Here is a 13441-nt window from a genome sequence, read left to right as displayed (position 1 = left end):
AGCGCGTCAGGGATGTGCGGTGCTTTCCGTCGTGCCATCGGGGACCTCCTTCGGGTCCACTATGGCCGCCCAACACGAAATTCCTGACAGTCCCCCGTTCAGAGGACTCCGGCGCCTTCTCCGAAGCGGACTCTGCACCAGCTCAGCTTATAAGTCTGAGTTGCGCCAGGAGTTCGCACGCTTTTTGCTCAGCTACGCGCCAGGAGCAGAGCATGCTGTTTCAGGTGTCCAGCGTCCGCTCGAGTGTAAAAACAAAGTGAGATCTCCACCGAGCTCGCCGTTGCAGATCTCACCCTTGCTGTCAGGATTGCGTCTGCCCTACGCCGCACGCACGCTCGCGAGAAACTGCTTCATCTCAGAACGCAACGCACTGGACTGGCCAGCGAGGCCGTCGGCGGCAGATGCAACGGCTCGAGCGGCCTGTCCCGCGCCCTCCGCCTCCTGCGCGACCTCGGCGATGTTGGTCGTCACCTCAGCGGTACCTGCCGAGGCCTGAGACATGCTGCGCACGATCTCCTGCGTGGTCACCCCTTGTTCCTCGATCGCGGCCGCAATGTTCGTGGTCACGCCACTCATGGCCTGGATCTGCAGAGCGATGTCCTGGATCGCCTGCGAGGCGCCGCTGGTCGCTGCCTGGATGGCGGTCACTTGCTGGCCGATCTCATCGGTCGCGCGTGCCGTTTGGCTCGCCAACTCCTTCACCTCGGCTGCAACGACTGCAAACCCTCGCCCAGCCTCTCCCGCGCGCGCCGCCTCGATCGTAGCGTTGAGCGCGAGGAGGTTGGTCTGACCCGCGATGGCCGAAACCAGACCGACGACGTCTCCAATCCGGGTCGCCGTCTGGGGGAGAGCGGCCATCGTTTGCTCGGTGCGCGACGCCGCCTGCACGGCAGCAGCCGACATCCCAGTCGCCTGCTCCACTTGGCGGCCGATCTCTTGGACGGTGGCACCGAGTTCCTCAGCGGCTGCCGCCACGGCATTGACGTTGCCGGCTGTCTGATGCGCGGCTCCGGCCACAGCATACATCTTCTCACGGATATGATAGAGCCATTCTCAGCCCTGCATCTGCGGCCGAGCTGATGGAGGGTTTTTCAATGCACTTCGAATTAGATGAGCAGGGCGATTGGATCGTCGATTTCGACGAACTCGCCGTAAAATTCGGTAACTCAGCCAGCTACCTTCAGCATCAGGTCAAACTTGGCCTTCTCAAAGGATTTCTGGAGGCAGTCAGCGGCGAGGATGCGGGCGGGTCCAGGATCACCATTCGAGCTGGCAGGGCAGCGTGGCAGGGCACGTTCGACGGCGCCGGGTTCCTCGTAGAGGAGATCATGTTCCCGGAAGCACCCTGGTTGAAGGATGCATCCTTGCACTGACGAAGGTCTCATCTGGCTGCGAATGCGAGGATTGCGGCGTCATTATCGCTTTCTGAATGCACCAGCGGATCAGTCGTCATTTTTTGATCCGGTGGAGGATTGCTCCGCTGCCTGTCTCCTGGAAGACTTCATTTCCGAGATGTTTAACGCCCGTGCCGTTGAGCAGAGAGTACCGACGCTGATCTTTCAGGATGTGCGACCCGCTAAGACCACCGGTTCGTGCGAAGGTCTGCCAAGCGATGATCACGCGAACGGCACCGTCTTCCGCTCTGAGACCCCGTTTCATAAGGCACGTGCCAGCCGCCTGACGAGGATCATGGCGGCGGCGAAGATGAAGAAGGCGAGGGCTGAGGAGGCGGTGGCCTCATGGTCACGGGCGAGCCTTCGGCGGCGACTGATCCAGCCGAAGGTCCGCTCGATCACCCAACGCCTGGGCTGAACGGCAAAGCCCTTCTGACCTTCCTCAGGCTGAACGATCTCGACGGTGATGGCGGTAGCCGAAGCGAGGCGCTCGCCCTGATAGGCGCGGTCAGCAAAGCAGTGGGCCAGGAACGGCCAGACCCCGCGCGAGGCGCGCAGCAGTGCGATGCCGCCGTGGCTGTCGTGCCGGTTGGCGGGCGAGACGGCGGCCACGAGGAGGCGGCCGTCGGTGTCGGTCAGGGCGTGGCGCTTGCTCCCCACCACGCGCTTGGCTGGATCGTAGCCTCGCTCGCCCGCAACACCGACGCCGCCCGAGCGCGCGGCCTGCGCATCGAGGATGGCGCCGGTCGGGCTGGCTTCGCGCCCAACCCGCTCGCGGTCCGCTATCGTGAGAGCATGGGCAAGGCGCTCGAACAGGCCTTCCTGTGACAGCCGCAGGAACCAACGATGCACCGTGGACCAGGGCGGAAAGTCCAGCGGCAGATGTCGCCAAGCGCAGCCGGTGCGCAGCACGTACAGGATGCCGTCGAGGATGGAACGCAGCGGCCAACGCCATGGGCGGCCGGTCGAGGCGGGGGTCGGCAGGAGCGGCGCAACGATGCCCCATTCGGCATCTCTCAGGCAGGTTGCGTAAGGCAGGCTCTCGCGCGAAAGCTCGGCGCGGGCGGCGGGCGTCCACATCGGGGTTCCTGGGTGAGCGTCAGACACTCTCTCAACGCCCGCGACGCCTGCCGCTCACTCAACCGCCAAGCTGGCCAACCCCTTCTGAAACGGGGTCTGACGTCAAAGCGTTCAAGCTCGTGATCCATCACTCATCTCGCCTGCAGAACACCCCAGCTTACGGTTCGGAATAAGCATAGGCTCGCCGCCAAAACTGTTTCTAGGAGATCGCCTCCCAGGCAAGCTGCAAACTGGCGGGCGCGCCCGCTGCCCCACGAAGTTAGCCTGACCGCTCGAACAGCTTCGGTGGTTCGGCTCGGAGCACCCTTTGCCAGAGGCTGCGTTTTAAGATCCATGAGTTGGTCGATCCGGCTGCCGTCGAGTAGCGGACGGCTATTGCGCATGCCAGCGGTCACCTTCACTGCGCTGGCCGCTGTGTTTCGTCGCGCCGCCTTACGCGAAGGGTTGGCCCGGAAGCTTTAGCCTCAGGCGGATCGGCCAACTGGCTGCGCACGTTCATAGTGCCTGAAGGGCTAGGATCGCGCGCCCTGACACGATCCGGAACGGTTTCGTGCCTCGGGGCCATGTTCGGCGATTGTGCCGCACCCTGGGGGCCCCCAATCGGGGCTTGGGCAAGCGCAGCAGACAGAATTCCGAAAAATGCAAAGGTTATAAGAAAATACTTCACAGCTAAATTCTCCGATCAGCACCGAACTAAGATCTACATCTTCATTTTTGTTCCTATAAAATTAGCTATTCTGGGGTGCTGAACGCAATTTCGTGAGCGCCCAAGGTAGGCGGCGTTGGCCTTTGAAGCACGAGCAGATTGTTCTGCCCGCGTCGGCGGGAGCCCAGCTAAGAAGCGTGCCAACCATGGTGCATTGAACATCGTTCCCAAATGCGGCGCCGATGCTGGGCACCTTTATCATGAGGCTTGATCCTCTTGGCGTGCAACATCGTCGCGAACCGATCGTTACGGTTGCATTCATGTGAAGCTGAGGTCGGTCCGCACCAAAATAATAACAAATGATACAATTACTATTATTTTATCTGGTCCTTGAATTTATTTCCAAGACACACGATATGATGTCCAAGTAAATTATTTCTTCGCATAACAAGCCGGATTATCAACGTATTGTGAGGATAGGCCTGCTCAAGGACAGCTGGAGGACGCCATGCGCGCCACGATCGTTCCTGTTTTGACCAGTCTCATGCTAAGCTTGGCTCCTCCGATCGTGCTCGCGCAAGGCAGTGACACGCCCGCGAATGCTGCAGAGGTCGCGCCTCGTGGTGACCTTGAAGGCCGAGATGGGCTGACCAACTCACTTGAGGAGCACCAGCATGGAGTAGCGCCCGTCTACTCTGGCGACGAGTTGGCTCAAAGCCCGAGCCCAGTAAATCTCAAAGCATCGAAGGACACTGTCCCTCGGGAAACGGTTGGGCCCACGGTATCTCGGTGTGTCGTTCCAAATTTCGGGGCAACTTTCGAATGTCGTTCTTATAATAATTGGTTTCATATATAATCGATGATCAGATATTTTCGTCAAGTGCAGATTATTTTCAGTCCAAAAAATCCCAAGTATTAATTCTAAATAACTCACGGATGGGAATGAGCTATGAGCAGCGAACTTGATCAGGAAGCCCCTGCAATTCTAATTTGGCTTCCTGAGGGACTTATCCCCGACGCCGCATCATTCACAGTGAAGTCAGTAGACGTGGCTCAGGGCACAGAGGATTGGCCCCATTTCAGCGATGCATTTCGTTATGCCATGAACGTTCCGCGATCAGACGAGCGGCTGCCTTGGATCCAGGTCGGTGATCAGACTATTTCGCCGGAAGAGTTGCGCAGGATGTATGCCCCTCGCGGCCACGAACTCAACTAATCTATCAGCGTGAGACGGAGGATCTACGCTCCGCACTGCATATCATTCAGCAGATATTTCCGCCCATTGGTGACGTCAATGACAAACGGTTACTTAACGTCGTGGCTTGATGACCGCCTCAACAAAACTTTTGTCGCGACCTTGTTGGCTGGCCTCGGCGCAACATACTTCATCGTGGGTATGGACTTACGCTGGTAGGCAAAGACCTGCGTGCACGAACGCGTATTGTGGCTGGAACAGAGTGTACCGGGCCGAGAAGTCGGCCAAGCTCAAGGCGCCACGAAGATATAACTATGAATTACCATCGCTCGAATAACACATGGCCCTCTTGCCACTGTAACATCTGGTGTCACTGGGGAGTTCTTGAGTGGCGAGCCCCTCCCGAAGGAGTTCGACCTTGGCGCGTTTGGACCGTCTTGCTCTGATCGAAGAGCAGTTTGCTGATGCAGATGGAGCTTGGGCGCGCGAAGTTCGGGGCCTTTACAGTGGCAACCCGTACTTCCACGATAACAAACAAAGCGGGCAGGGTGAGCCGGGCAGCGCTCTGCGCTCAGCTTACGAGGCGCGCCAGCGTGCCTTCGCCGCATGGTGCTCGGCACGCGGTCTCGATGCAGCAACGCGCTCGCGCCAGGATGAAGAGCTTGCTCATCAGCTCGCATAAGGATCGAACATGGCGGGCAACTTGGAACACGCAGTCCTGCGACGCGCTCGGGCAGCCTTAGCTGAAGACGCAACCGACGCGTTGCTGAACACCATCGCAGATGGCGAAGCCGCGGGTTCCATCTTCAGTGCTGTGAGCGCCGGCGGGATCCTCACCACCTGGAAGGAGCCCGGGAGAACGAAACTAGGTCCGGACTTCAGCTGCCATTTCGTCAACTCGGTCGATACAGCTCATTGGGCAGGGTTGCACCGGCTCGGGGAGGACATCTATGCGACTGGTGGGCTCGATGCGCTCGATGAAGCCATCATGCACATCGTCCAGTTGGCCCCAACCCGTGCAGACTGGCGCTCCAATGTCCTGGAGAGTGTCTGGTTTGACGTCGGACGAACTGCATGACCTTGATGAGGCGCGGCGTGCCTTCAACATTGGACAAGAGGCGCGGCTGGGCTCTGCAGGCTCACATGAGCGCCCGACTGGCGATTTGACCCTCGCTTCGTTTGACTATCTAGCTGCTGGATGTCCGAGTTCGCCCACGGCTCACCACCACTTTGGCCAGCGTCAAATCCGCTGATCATGAAACTCGAACGCGGTGCCGTTCTCTCCGATGCGGACAGAGGTACGCTGGAAATATTGTGCGCTCGAACACGGGAGGTCGAGGCACGGCAGGACCTCATTCGTGAAGGCGAGCGGCCGGAGGTGGTCCACCTCGTCATGAGCGGACTGGCCTCCCGCTACAAGGTCCTGCCGGACGGCAAGCGCCAGATCCTGGCCTTCCTGATCCCGGGCGATTTCTGCGATCTGCACGTCGCCATCCTCGGCTTCATGGATCACAGCATCTGCACCCTGAGCCCTTGCACGATGGTGGCGATCTCAAGCGAGAGCATCGCCGATCTGACCCTGAACCATCCCCGCATCACCCGCGCCTTGTGGTGGGCGACGCTGGTCGATGAGGGCATCCTGCGGGAATGGCTCACCGGCATGGGCCAGCGCTCCTCAGAAGCGCAGACAGCCCACCTCTTCTGCGAACTGCTGGTGCGCCTCCAGGCTGTCGGACTTGCGGCACCAAACAGCTTTCCTCTTCCGCTGACGCAAAACGAACTGGCTGACGCGCTGGGAATCTCCGCCGTTCATATGAACCGCACCCTGCAGCAGCTGCGCACGGACGGTTTGATCGTTCTGGCCAAGGGCGTGCTCACGGTTCCGGATGTTGCCCGTCTGCAGGCTTTCGCCCACTTCAATCCGAACTACCTGCACCTTCTGCGCCGAAGCCGAGAGGCTTGAGGATGACATCCTGCTCCGACGAAGTGGGTGGCTATGTGGCTGAGCAGGGCCTAAGGTGGCTCACCGCTGATCCGAGCCCTGGCAATCAGCCGCTGAGAGATGCGTATGCTCCCGCCGATGACCTGCGGAGAGCGACATGGCACGCTACTTCTTCGACCTTCAAAACAGCAAGTTCTCGTCGCGCGACACCCGCGGGCAGGAGTGTGTGGGTCCGGACGCGGTGAGAGAGTACGCGCTGAGGCTGCTCTGCGACGTGGCGAGGGAACGTCCGCTCGAACACATGCACAGCCGCCTTGGTGCGACGGTGCGCGATGCGAGCGATGAGGTCGTGCTCACAGCGACTGTCAGCTTGTCGACCACCTGGCTAGGTGCAGCCTGATTGGCTAGTTGAGGTCGCTCGCGTCCTTCAATGATCTCCGATCCACTCGCCCGTCTACAAGGCCGTGAGTGAGATTGTGGATGCGATCGATGGGCTGATGGAAGCGGTCACAGGCGACCGCAAGCACTTCCACCTCGTTTCGCCCCCAACGCCCAGCGGGAACCTGCCGGGTAGTAGCAACGTCCCTCTACCAAGAAGAACAGACGATGCGCGAGCAGGTGCAAGCGTTGGCGGAGACTTGGATCAAAGGGATCGTGCTTGATGAGGCGTGTGCCCGCGAATTCGCCTACGCGGCTTCGATCCTAGAGGCCGCTGCGGCGACCACCATGGCCAATGCCATGCGCCCCAAGCACGTCATCACCATGTCAAGGCTCTGGAGAACCGAGGCAGGCTCGCGGCGCTGACCACGGATTACGGAACGCTGCTCCCTGTCGGGTTCAAGCCGGATCCTTGAACGACGGTGAGCGGTCATATGGGATCAGCACGCACGCGCGCGAGAGGCGGTCTCACATGACGCGATCGGGGACACTACGTGCGGGAGCGAGGGGGCACCTAGATGTTTGATCCCAGGGTTTGATGGTGCAGTTTTCTCACGAGAGTGGAAGGACGCGCTATGGGCCAGGTTCAGCACGGGAGCGCCACGACGACAGCGGCAGTCCGTCGAGCGATACAGCATAGTCAAGCGAGCCTGAGGGCGCTGGCGGCCCGTTACGGCGTCAACCCGAAGACCGTCGCGAAGTGGAAGAAGCGGTCCTCGGTGACTGACCGGAAGACGGGGCCAACGGATCCCCGGTCCATGCTCTCCAGGATGACCATCCGGACTACTGCGTCGATCTCGATGAGATCGCACCGCTGCTCGTGCAACTCGTGACGTCTGGTCTGAGTGGCCTTGGGGACGCTACATAAAGCCAACCTGCGAAGAGCCTCGTGGAATGAGCGTTATGAAGCCCGCCGCCTCGCGTGAGCGGTATTGTGGGACAGAGCACGAGGCGATCCTTAGGGCATGGGTTCCGCATAGAAGTCGCTGAGTTGCTGCCTCTCGTGCCCAGACAGCAATGCCTCGTCACTACGCGAGAACTCAGGTGCTTGGCGCAGATGCTCCGCCGTGATGGTCGCGTGGTAGCCGTGGAGCTTGGGGTCGTAATGCAGCTGTTCCCAGGGAACCGTATGGGTCTCGGAACCCGCGCCCAGGAAGCCACCGAACGAGGTGACGGCATAGACGACTTGGCCGCTGATCTTCTCGATCACGAGGCGCTTGATGGTCCCGACCCGTTTTCCGTCTGCATCGAAAACAGCGGTCCCCTCGATGTGGTCGCTCTCGATGAGAGGGTGGCTCGGAGCCGATGACGTGGCCGTCTCAGCCATAGCTCGGTTCCTCCAGCTTCCGGTTCAGCGGCAGCCACGAAAGACATGCCCTCACGTTCGGCGAGGCTGTGCCTCGTCGCGGCAGGCGGCAAGCTCAAATGATGCCCCATCTCGCATCCACGAGGCCGCGTGGATGTCGCATAAGGCGCATCACGGGGACAGGTGTTTCACGGTGCGCCGCGGGCTGCGCGATCTCCTGAGATCGCTCGCATCAGCTTATGCAATTCCTCGATTTTCTGCGTCTGCTCGGACAGCATGCCTTCGAGGTGCTCAAGGCGAATGCGATCCAGCTTGTCATGCAGCGACATGATCTCAACCTCTGCCTTCAGGTTGATTTCATAGTCCAGGCTGGCAGCCACACGGTCCCGGGCGGCTTGCCGGTTCTGGGACATGAGGATCACGGGCGCCTGCAGGGCGGCGACCATCGACAGGATCAGGTTGAGGAAGATGTAGGGGTAGGGATCGAACCCGCCGCCGGCGCGCGCCAGCACCACGGTGTTCACGACGACCCATGCGAGGAGCATGCCTGTGAACACCATGATGAAGGCCCATGAGCCTCCAAGCTGTGCTACCCGGTCCGCCAAGCGCTCGCCGAACGTCTGCTGCTCCGCAACGGCCGCATTGACGTCCTGAGCCACATGCAGGCGCTTGGCGATGTGCAAGATGACCTTCTGCTCTCGCGCAGACAGGCAGGAGAGGCCGCTCTCCTGCAGCTGCCGGGCGAGCCGGGCGACCTCGTCATCCATATCAGAGGGCACGGCGCTTGCGGCCTTCTCAGGGCAGCATCAATGGTCGCCCGGCTTCCAGATGAAGACCTCGGTGCCAGCCTCGTCCAAGATCCGCACGCCATCTGGCGTCTGAGGCATGTCCAAGGTCTCGAACAGGGATTGGGCCCTCACTTTCGCGTCCTCCAACGTCGCGAGATCCTGAGAAATACGGTCTAGCACGGCGTGGGCGTCATCACCTTGCCTGATCCTGAAAAACTCGACTGTGAACTGCATGTCCGCTCCTGCTTGGCTCTCACCTGAGCATCCCAAGGCTTCCGCATAGAGCCATGGCGAGTATCAGGACGGCAAGCCGGGTACCTTTTTTGCCCGCAGAGCCGCGCCCGCGTTCGTTCGGCTTGGGTATGCGCTCAAGCAGACCTAAGCCGTGAAGCGGTTCGCTGACTGGCCGTTATGGAGCGTCTTCCCGCTTAGCTGCGAGGTGCAGCAGCATCGCCTCGACGGGCGAACGCGCTTAGATGCTCAGTTGTGCAACCTCGATCAGCATATCCTCGAGGTAGGCCTTGAGCCGTCCAATGCCGGCCGCGCTTGGTCCCAGGATGCTGAAGCCGACCAGCTCGCCGCGTGCATGAACCCGGCGGATCAGGGTCTCTGCCTTCGTGGCCACCTCCCGCTCGGTCGGTGCACGCAGGATGCTGCCAGTCTCGCTGGTCGTGATCCGGATCTCGAAGGCAGGCGTCTCGGTCATGGCTGTGCCATGCAACAATCCTACTGAGGCGAAAGCTTGTCCGTACAGATGAAGACAAGCGTCGCGCATCCGATGCTTCCACGATGGGGAGTAAATCTCTTCTCTTACGGCTTGAGGGTCGGAATCGCCTCAATGGTCTCGCGGGTGCCGCTGACGGTCAGTTCGTTGTCCGCCTGCCGCAGGAGAGGGACTGGGATGCCGATCTCCCCGCCTCCGAGCCAGCGCCTGCGGGCCACCACGGCTACGAGCGTGGTGCCGTCGGCCGAGACCCGCACATCCTGCACGCGGCCGACGACGAGCTTGTGATCAGCATAGAGCCAGCGGCCGCGGAGCGTCGGCACCAGCGAGGCGGCGCCGATCTGCATGCGCGCATCCGCCCGGTCCAGGAGAGGCGTGCGGACCTCCTGCGCGCTCGTCTCTCCGGCGAGCATCACGAGGGCGCAGGCCCAGGCACGAACGTGCCGCTGCATCCGCTGGTCCTCCTCCCGCAGGGGCGATGATCGGCTTGGTATCAGTGGCGCGTCGTCTCCGGCTGGTTCGCCTGCCGCCAGGCGCTGGGCGTCATGCCCGACCAGCGGCGGAAGGCATGCGTGAACGCAGCGGGCTCGGAGAAGTCGAGGCAGTCGGAGATCTGCGCCAAGCTCATGATGGTGTCGGCGAGCAGTTGCTTGGCCACGCGGAACTGCGCCTCGTTGGCCAGCTGCCTGAAGCTCTTGCCCTCGGCCCTCAGGCGGCGGCTCATCGTGCGGCGGTTCACCAGCCTCAGGCGCGCCACACGCTCGGCCTTGCAGCGGTGCCGGGTCACGGCGGTCTGGAGGTACTCGCGAAGCTTGTCCGTCAGCGTGGAGGTCTGATCCGCCTCGAGGTGGCAGATGTGATCCTCCACCCTTTGGCGCAGCGCCGGATCCGCCCCCGCAATCGGCTGCTCCAAGAGCGCGGCCGGGAGCACCAGGGCGGCCGTTTCCTGATCGAAGCGGACAGGTCCCTTGAAGAAGCCGGTGTATGGTTCCGTGTCGCGTGGCGCCGAGCGCGGCAGCAGCACCTCCAGCGGCGCCCAGTGAGGCCCGCACAGCCCGCGCAGAATGTTGGTCACCGTGGCGAGTGCCCGCTCCAGATGCAGGACAGCGCCCTCTACCTCGGGCTCATGCGGGGCATAGCTGAGGACGGCGATGTCGGCGTGGACACCGAGGCCGATCACGGCCCCACGGTCTCGCACGCAGGCATGAGCTTCCAGGGCCCGCAGGGCGTCACCCACCGAGGCGCAGTTGCGCAGCAACACGCCGAGGAGGCCGAACGAAGCCAGGGTGGTTCGCTGCCCGACCAGCAGTCCGAGATAGGGGCAGCGCGAGCGGTCGGCGGCCAGAGCGATCAGGCGTCCGATTGCCGTGAACGGAACGGGCTTGCTGCTGGCGTCGGAAAGGCGGGGATCGAGGCCCGCCTCAGCGATGAGGCCGTCAAGGTCGGCACCGAGTTCCACCAGGACGGCGCGGATCGCCCGCACGACATCGGGATGGATGAAGCCGACAGAGGGCGCCTTCTCAGCCCCGTCAGACCTTCCGTCCGCGGCCGCCCCGTTCGGGCTGCCGTTCGTGCGTAGTCCGGCAGAGGAGGGCATACAAACGTCCTTCCCCCGAAAGATGATCCTACGCAGCAACCCGTGCTTGATCAAATGGGGCAGGAGAATTCATTCTTTGCGCGCGGCCGACCTTCACTTTGTCTGCAAAAATACAGTGTGATGTCTCGCGGCTGGCGAGCTGATGGCCCTCGCGCTCGGACGAGGCACTCGGGCTGCGGCGTCAGTGCTCTGCGTCCCTTGGGCCACCGTTGATGACAGTGAGATCCGCGTGCGCGGCGGGCGGCTCCCCGTCGAAGATGGTCTTGATGACCTGGGCGACGCTGGCGCCCACCTCCGGCGGTTGGATGGACCGGGCACGCTGAACCGCCTCCGTCATCACGGCGTCGTGGTCCACGAGGCCGAGACGCTCCAGCTCGTGCAGCAGAAGCGCGTTCATCACCAATCCGGCGATGGCCTGATGTGCCGTCGCGGCAAGCGCCTTTCCGGTCTGCGCCGTGTTCTCCGCCTGCATCAGCGCCAGTTCGGTGAGCTGCTCGTTGGTGAAGGGGTTGTCGATGTCGCTCATGTCCTGCCGGCGCCGCGCAGGCGCTTGAACCTCGAAGGTGCTGGACCGACCCCGGATGAATGACTGGCCGGCTGAGAAAAGAACGGGGTCCTCTTATTCTTGCAGTTTTTGCGTGCCCTGCTTGATCGAACAGGGCGCTACCAAGCGGTTGTCAGAGAACACTCTGACTGATCCGGGACAGTTCACGCGCCAGGTGGGGCGCTGCCGGATCTGCCGCAGCACGAAGCGGATCGTCACCCGGGTTGATCCCTGCCGGTTCTAGCGGGCGCTGTTTCAGGCCTACCTCAAGCTTCAGCCGTTCCGATAGGGCTTGCCCAAGTGGACCATGCCACGCGCCGACGTACCTCGTTCCGCATACGTCGTCCGGCATTCTGGAACGGCGGACGCGTTGACGTTTCAGACCCTGTTGGACCGTCGCTCACGAGGGTTGGCCAGGAACGAAGCGGGCAGAATAGAGATGGCCGCTTAGCTCAGTGGCTCGCCCGAAAGCCGCCGTTCCGCCTTCGGCCAATTCTAGTCGTTCAGCCAGACCGCATCGAACTTCCGGGAAGCGGACGTTCCAAACGTTCACGAGGGGTCAGCCGCTGCCTCTTTGAGAGTCGTTGAGAAGCCGCTCCGCCGCCTCAGAAATCTCGCTGCGCCAAGCGAGGGGATGAAGCCAGCGCTCGGGAATGGCGGCGGCGCCCTCTACGGCGCCGGCGAGTTGGCCGGTAACGGCACCGACCGTGTCAGCATCGCTGCCGAGGTTCACGGCCAGGATGAGCGCGTCCTCGAAGTTGGAGGTGGTGCCGACGGCCCATAGTGCGGCTTCGAGCGTGTGGATGATGTAGCCGGATGAACGGATTTGGTCGCGCGACTTCTGGCACCAGGAGCCGGCAGCGATCGCCGCGATGGCAGGGTCGCCGGACCAGGTGCGGGGACGGAGAACGCCGGGATGGCCGAGGATGGCTTCGCGCAGGAGCTGCACGAAGTACGCGCAGGCATCGACAACTTGTGGAGCGGCATGGGTGATGCGGCTCTGATCGCGCGCGAGTTGGTCAGCCTGATCGGCGTCATGAAGGGCGAAGAGCGCGACGGGCGCGAGGCGCATGAGGCTGCCGTTGCCGGCAGTGCGCGGGTGAGTGGAGCCGGCGTAGGGCTCACCGGTGCTGATGAAGCGGGCGAGCGCCTCCCGGGTGGTCAGACCGATGTCGAAACATGTGCCAGTGCAGGAATATTGCCCTTGTTGCCACCAATGGACGAAGCGGGTGGCAAGGTCGTGCGGGTCGAAGCCCTGGCAGCTGATGAGGCTGTTGGCGAGCGCCAACGTCATGCTGGTGTCGTCGGTCCACTGGCCGGATGCGAGGTCGAAGGGGCCGCCGCCCATCATTTCGGAATGCGGCGGTTGAGTGTCGCGCTCGACGAACTCCAGCGTGCTGCCGAGCGCGTCGCCCACTGCGAGGCCGAGGAGGGCACCGCGGGCGCGATCAAGGATGGGGGGCGAGGTGAGGGTGGTTTGGGTCAGGGTGGACTCCTCGAGGCAAAGAGGCCAGCAGGATGAAGCCGGCCAAGCTGCTGAGGTTCACTGAGGCCGTCGTGCAGTTGCGTGGTGGCTGGTTGGAGTTAGCTGTCGTAGGCGGGACGATCCAGGGGAAGAGTAGGGCAGCTGGCTTGACATCCCTCCAGCGGGGACGGGGGAGCGGGAGGCAGAGGAGGGGCAGGGGCACAGGGCGGGACTGTCAGGAATTTCGTGTTGGGCGGCCATAGTGGACCCGAAGGAGGTCCCCGATGGCACGACGGAAAGCACCGCACATCCCTGACGCGCT

Annotated in this window: 15 protein-coding genes and 2 pseudogenes; 7 read left to right on the top strand and 10 right to left on the bottom strand. The window is 62.3% G+C overall.

The features are described 5' to 3' along the window. Positions 1-318: 318 nt before the first annotated feature. Positions 319-1020 (bottom strand): annotated as a pseudogene (locus J2X36_RS26365) (methyl-accepting chemotaxis protein); the annotation flags it as partial. 74 nt (positions 1021-1094) lie between these two features. On the opposite strand from J2X36_RS26365, the gene J2X36_RS26360 reads away from it, so the two are divergent. Next, on the top strand, positions 1095-1373 hold the full coding sequence (locus J2X36_RS26360; protein WP_310355133.1) for a DUF6522 family protein: 279 nt from the start codon (positions 1095-1097) through the stop codon (positions 1371-1373). 282 nt (positions 1374-1655) lie between these two features. On the opposite strand, the gene J2X36_RS26355 is transcribed toward J2X36_RS26360, so the two are convergent. Then, complete coding sequence (locus tag J2X36_RS26355) at positions 1656-2474, bottom strand: IS5 family transposase (protein WP_310355131.1); 819 nt, start codon at positions 2472-2474, stop codon at positions 1656-1658. A gap of 2259 nt (positions 2475-4733) precedes the next feature. On the opposite strand from J2X36_RS26355, the gene J2X36_RS26350 reads away from it, so the two are divergent. The 6 genes and pseudogenes from J2X36_RS26350 to J2X36_RS26325 form a co-directional block, all read left to right on the top strand. After that, on the top strand, positions 4734-4997 hold the full coding sequence (locus J2X36_RS26350) for a hypothetical protein (RefSeq protein ID WP_310355129.1): 264 nt from the start codon (positions 4734-4736) through the stop codon (positions 4995-4997). A gap of 9 nt (positions 4998-5006) precedes the next feature. Then, complete coding sequence (locus J2X36_RS26345; RefSeq protein ID WP_310355127.1) at positions 5007-5393, top strand: hypothetical protein; 387 nt, start codon at positions 5007-5009, stop codon at positions 5391-5393. A 177-nt stretch (positions 5394-5570) separates the two neighbouring features. Continuing rightward, positions 5571-6278, top strand: coding sequence for a Crp/Fnr family transcriptional regulator (locus J2X36_RS26340; RefSeq protein ID WP_310355125.1), 708 nt, complete (start codon positions 5571-5573; stop codon positions 6276-6278). Positions 6279-6414: 136 nt separating this feature from the next. Further along, entirely contained in the window at positions 6415-6657 is a 243-nt protein-coding gene (locus J2X36_RS26335) for a DUF6894 family protein (protein WP_310355124.1), read from the top strand. A gap of 206 nt (positions 6658-6863) precedes the next feature. Further along, positions 6864-7061, top strand: coding sequence for a hypothetical protein (locus tag J2X36_RS26330; protein ID WP_310355122.1), 198 nt, complete (start codon positions 6864-6866; stop codon positions 7059-7061). A 209-nt stretch (positions 7062-7270) separates the two neighbouring features. After that, a pseudogene (locus tag J2X36_RS26325) lies at positions 7271-7453 on the top strand (helix-turn-helix domain-containing protein); the annotation flags it as partial. Between the two features lie 200 nt (positions 7454-7653). Here the strand turns inward: J2X36_RS26325 and J2X36_RS26320 are convergent. From J2X36_RS26320 to J2X36_RS26285, 8 genes are all read right to left on the bottom strand, one after another. Next, positions 7654-8022, bottom strand: a complete 369-nt coding sequence (locus tag J2X36_RS26320) for a PRC-barrel domain-containing protein (RefSeq protein ID WP_310355119.1) — start codon at positions 8020-8022, stop codon at positions 7654-7656. Between the two features lie 167 nt (positions 8023-8189). Then, entirely contained in the window at positions 8190-8768 is a 579-nt protein-coding gene (locus tag J2X36_RS26315; protein ID WP_310355117.1) for a DUF1003 domain-containing protein, read from the bottom strand. A 39-nt stretch (positions 8769-8807) separates the two neighbouring features. Beyond that, positions 8808-9023, bottom strand: coding sequence for a hypothetical protein (locus J2X36_RS26310; protein WP_310355115.1), 216 nt, complete (start codon positions 9021-9023; stop codon positions 8808-8810). A 238-nt stretch (positions 9024-9261) separates the two neighbouring features. Then, positions 9262-9495, bottom strand: coding sequence for a hypothetical protein (locus J2X36_RS26305; RefSeq protein WP_310355113.1), 234 nt, complete (start codon positions 9493-9495; stop codon positions 9262-9264). A gap of 104 nt (positions 9496-9599) precedes the next feature. Then, positions 9600-9965 (bottom strand): PRC-barrel domain containing protein, encoded by a 366-nt coding sequence (locus J2X36_RS26300; RefSeq protein ID WP_310355111.1) that lies wholly within the window; start codon positions 9963-9965, stop codon positions 9600-9602. 41 nt (positions 9966-10006) lie between these two features. Then, a complete protein-coding gene (locus J2X36_RS26295) occupies positions 10007-11110 on the bottom strand; it encodes an AraC family transcriptional regulator (protein WP_405029867.1) in 1104 nt (367 codons plus the stop codon). Positions 11111-11291: 181 nt separating this feature from the next. Continuing rightward, entirely contained in the window at positions 11292-11636 is a 345-nt protein-coding gene (locus J2X36_RS26290; protein WP_310355107.1) for a hypothetical protein, read from the bottom strand. Positions 11637-12213: 577 nt separating this feature from the next. Further along, positions 12214-13110 (bottom strand): ADP-ribosylglycohydrolase family protein, encoded by an 897-nt coding sequence (locus tag J2X36_RS26285; protein ID WP_310355135.1) that lies wholly within the window; start codon positions 13108-13110, stop codon positions 12214-12216. Positions 13111-13441 lie beyond the last annotated feature (331 nt).

Source organism: Methylobacterium sp. BE186 (genome assembly GCF_031457035.1).
GTDB classification, from domain to species: Bacteria; Pseudomonadota; Alphaproteobacteria; order Rhizobiales; family Beijerinckiaceae; genus Methylobacterium; species Methylobacterium segetis.
This window is presented reverse-complemented; position numbering and strand designations above follow the sequence as displayed.

Bases quoted from the DNA above. Each gene is read 5' to 3' on its own strand.
- J2X36_RS26360 (WP_310355133.1), top strand. From the start codon at position 1,095: ATGCACTTCGAATTAGATGAGCAGGGCGATTGGATCGTCGATTTCGAC.
- J2X36_RS26355 (WP_310355131.1), bottom strand. From the start codon at position 2,474: ATGTGGACGCCCGCCGCCCGCGCCGAGCTTTCGCGCGAGAGCCTGCCT.
- J2X36_RS26345 (WP_310355127.1), top strand. From the start codon at position 5,007: ATGGCGGGCAACTTGGAACACGCAGTCCTGCGACGCGCTCGGGCAGCC.
- J2X36_RS26340 (WP_310355125.1), top strand. From the start codon at position 5,571: ATGAAACTCGAACGCGGTGCCGTTCTCTCCGATGCGGACAGAGGTACG.
- J2X36_RS26335 (WP_310355124.1), top strand. From the start codon at position 6,415: ATGGCACGCTACTTCTTCGACCTTCAAAACAGCAAGTTCTCGTCGCGC.
- J2X36_RS26330 (WP_310355122.1), top strand. From the start codon at position 6,864: ATGCGCGAGCAGGTGCAAGCGTTGGCGGAGACTTGGATCAAAGGGATC.
- J2X36_RS26320 (WP_310355119.1), bottom strand. From the start codon at position 8,022: ATGGCTGAGACGGCCACGTCATCGGCTCCGAGCCACCCTCTCATCGAG.
- J2X36_RS26315 (WP_310355117.1), bottom strand. From the start codon at position 8,768: ATGGATGACGAGGTCGCCCGGCTCGCCCGGCAGCTGCAGGAGAGCGGC.
- J2X36_RS26310 (WP_310355115.1), bottom strand. From the start codon at position 9,023: ATGCAGTTCACAGTCGAGTTTTTCAGGATCAGGCAAGGTGATGACGCC.
- J2X36_RS26305 (WP_310355113.1), bottom strand. From the start codon at position 9,495: ATGACCGAGACGCCTGCCTTCGAGATCCGGATCACGACCAGCGAGACT.
- J2X36_RS26300 (WP_310355111.1), bottom strand. From the start codon at position 9,965: ATGCAGCGGCACGTTCGTGCCTGGGCCTGCGCCCTCGTGATGCTCGCC.
- J2X36_RS26295 (WP_405029867.1), bottom strand. From the start codon at position 11,110: ATGCCCTCCTCTGCCGGACTACGCACGAACGGCAGCCCGAACGGGGCG.
- J2X36_RS26290 (WP_310355107.1), bottom strand. From the start codon at position 11,636: ATGAGCGACATCGACAACCCCTTCACCAACGAGCAGCTCACCGAACTG.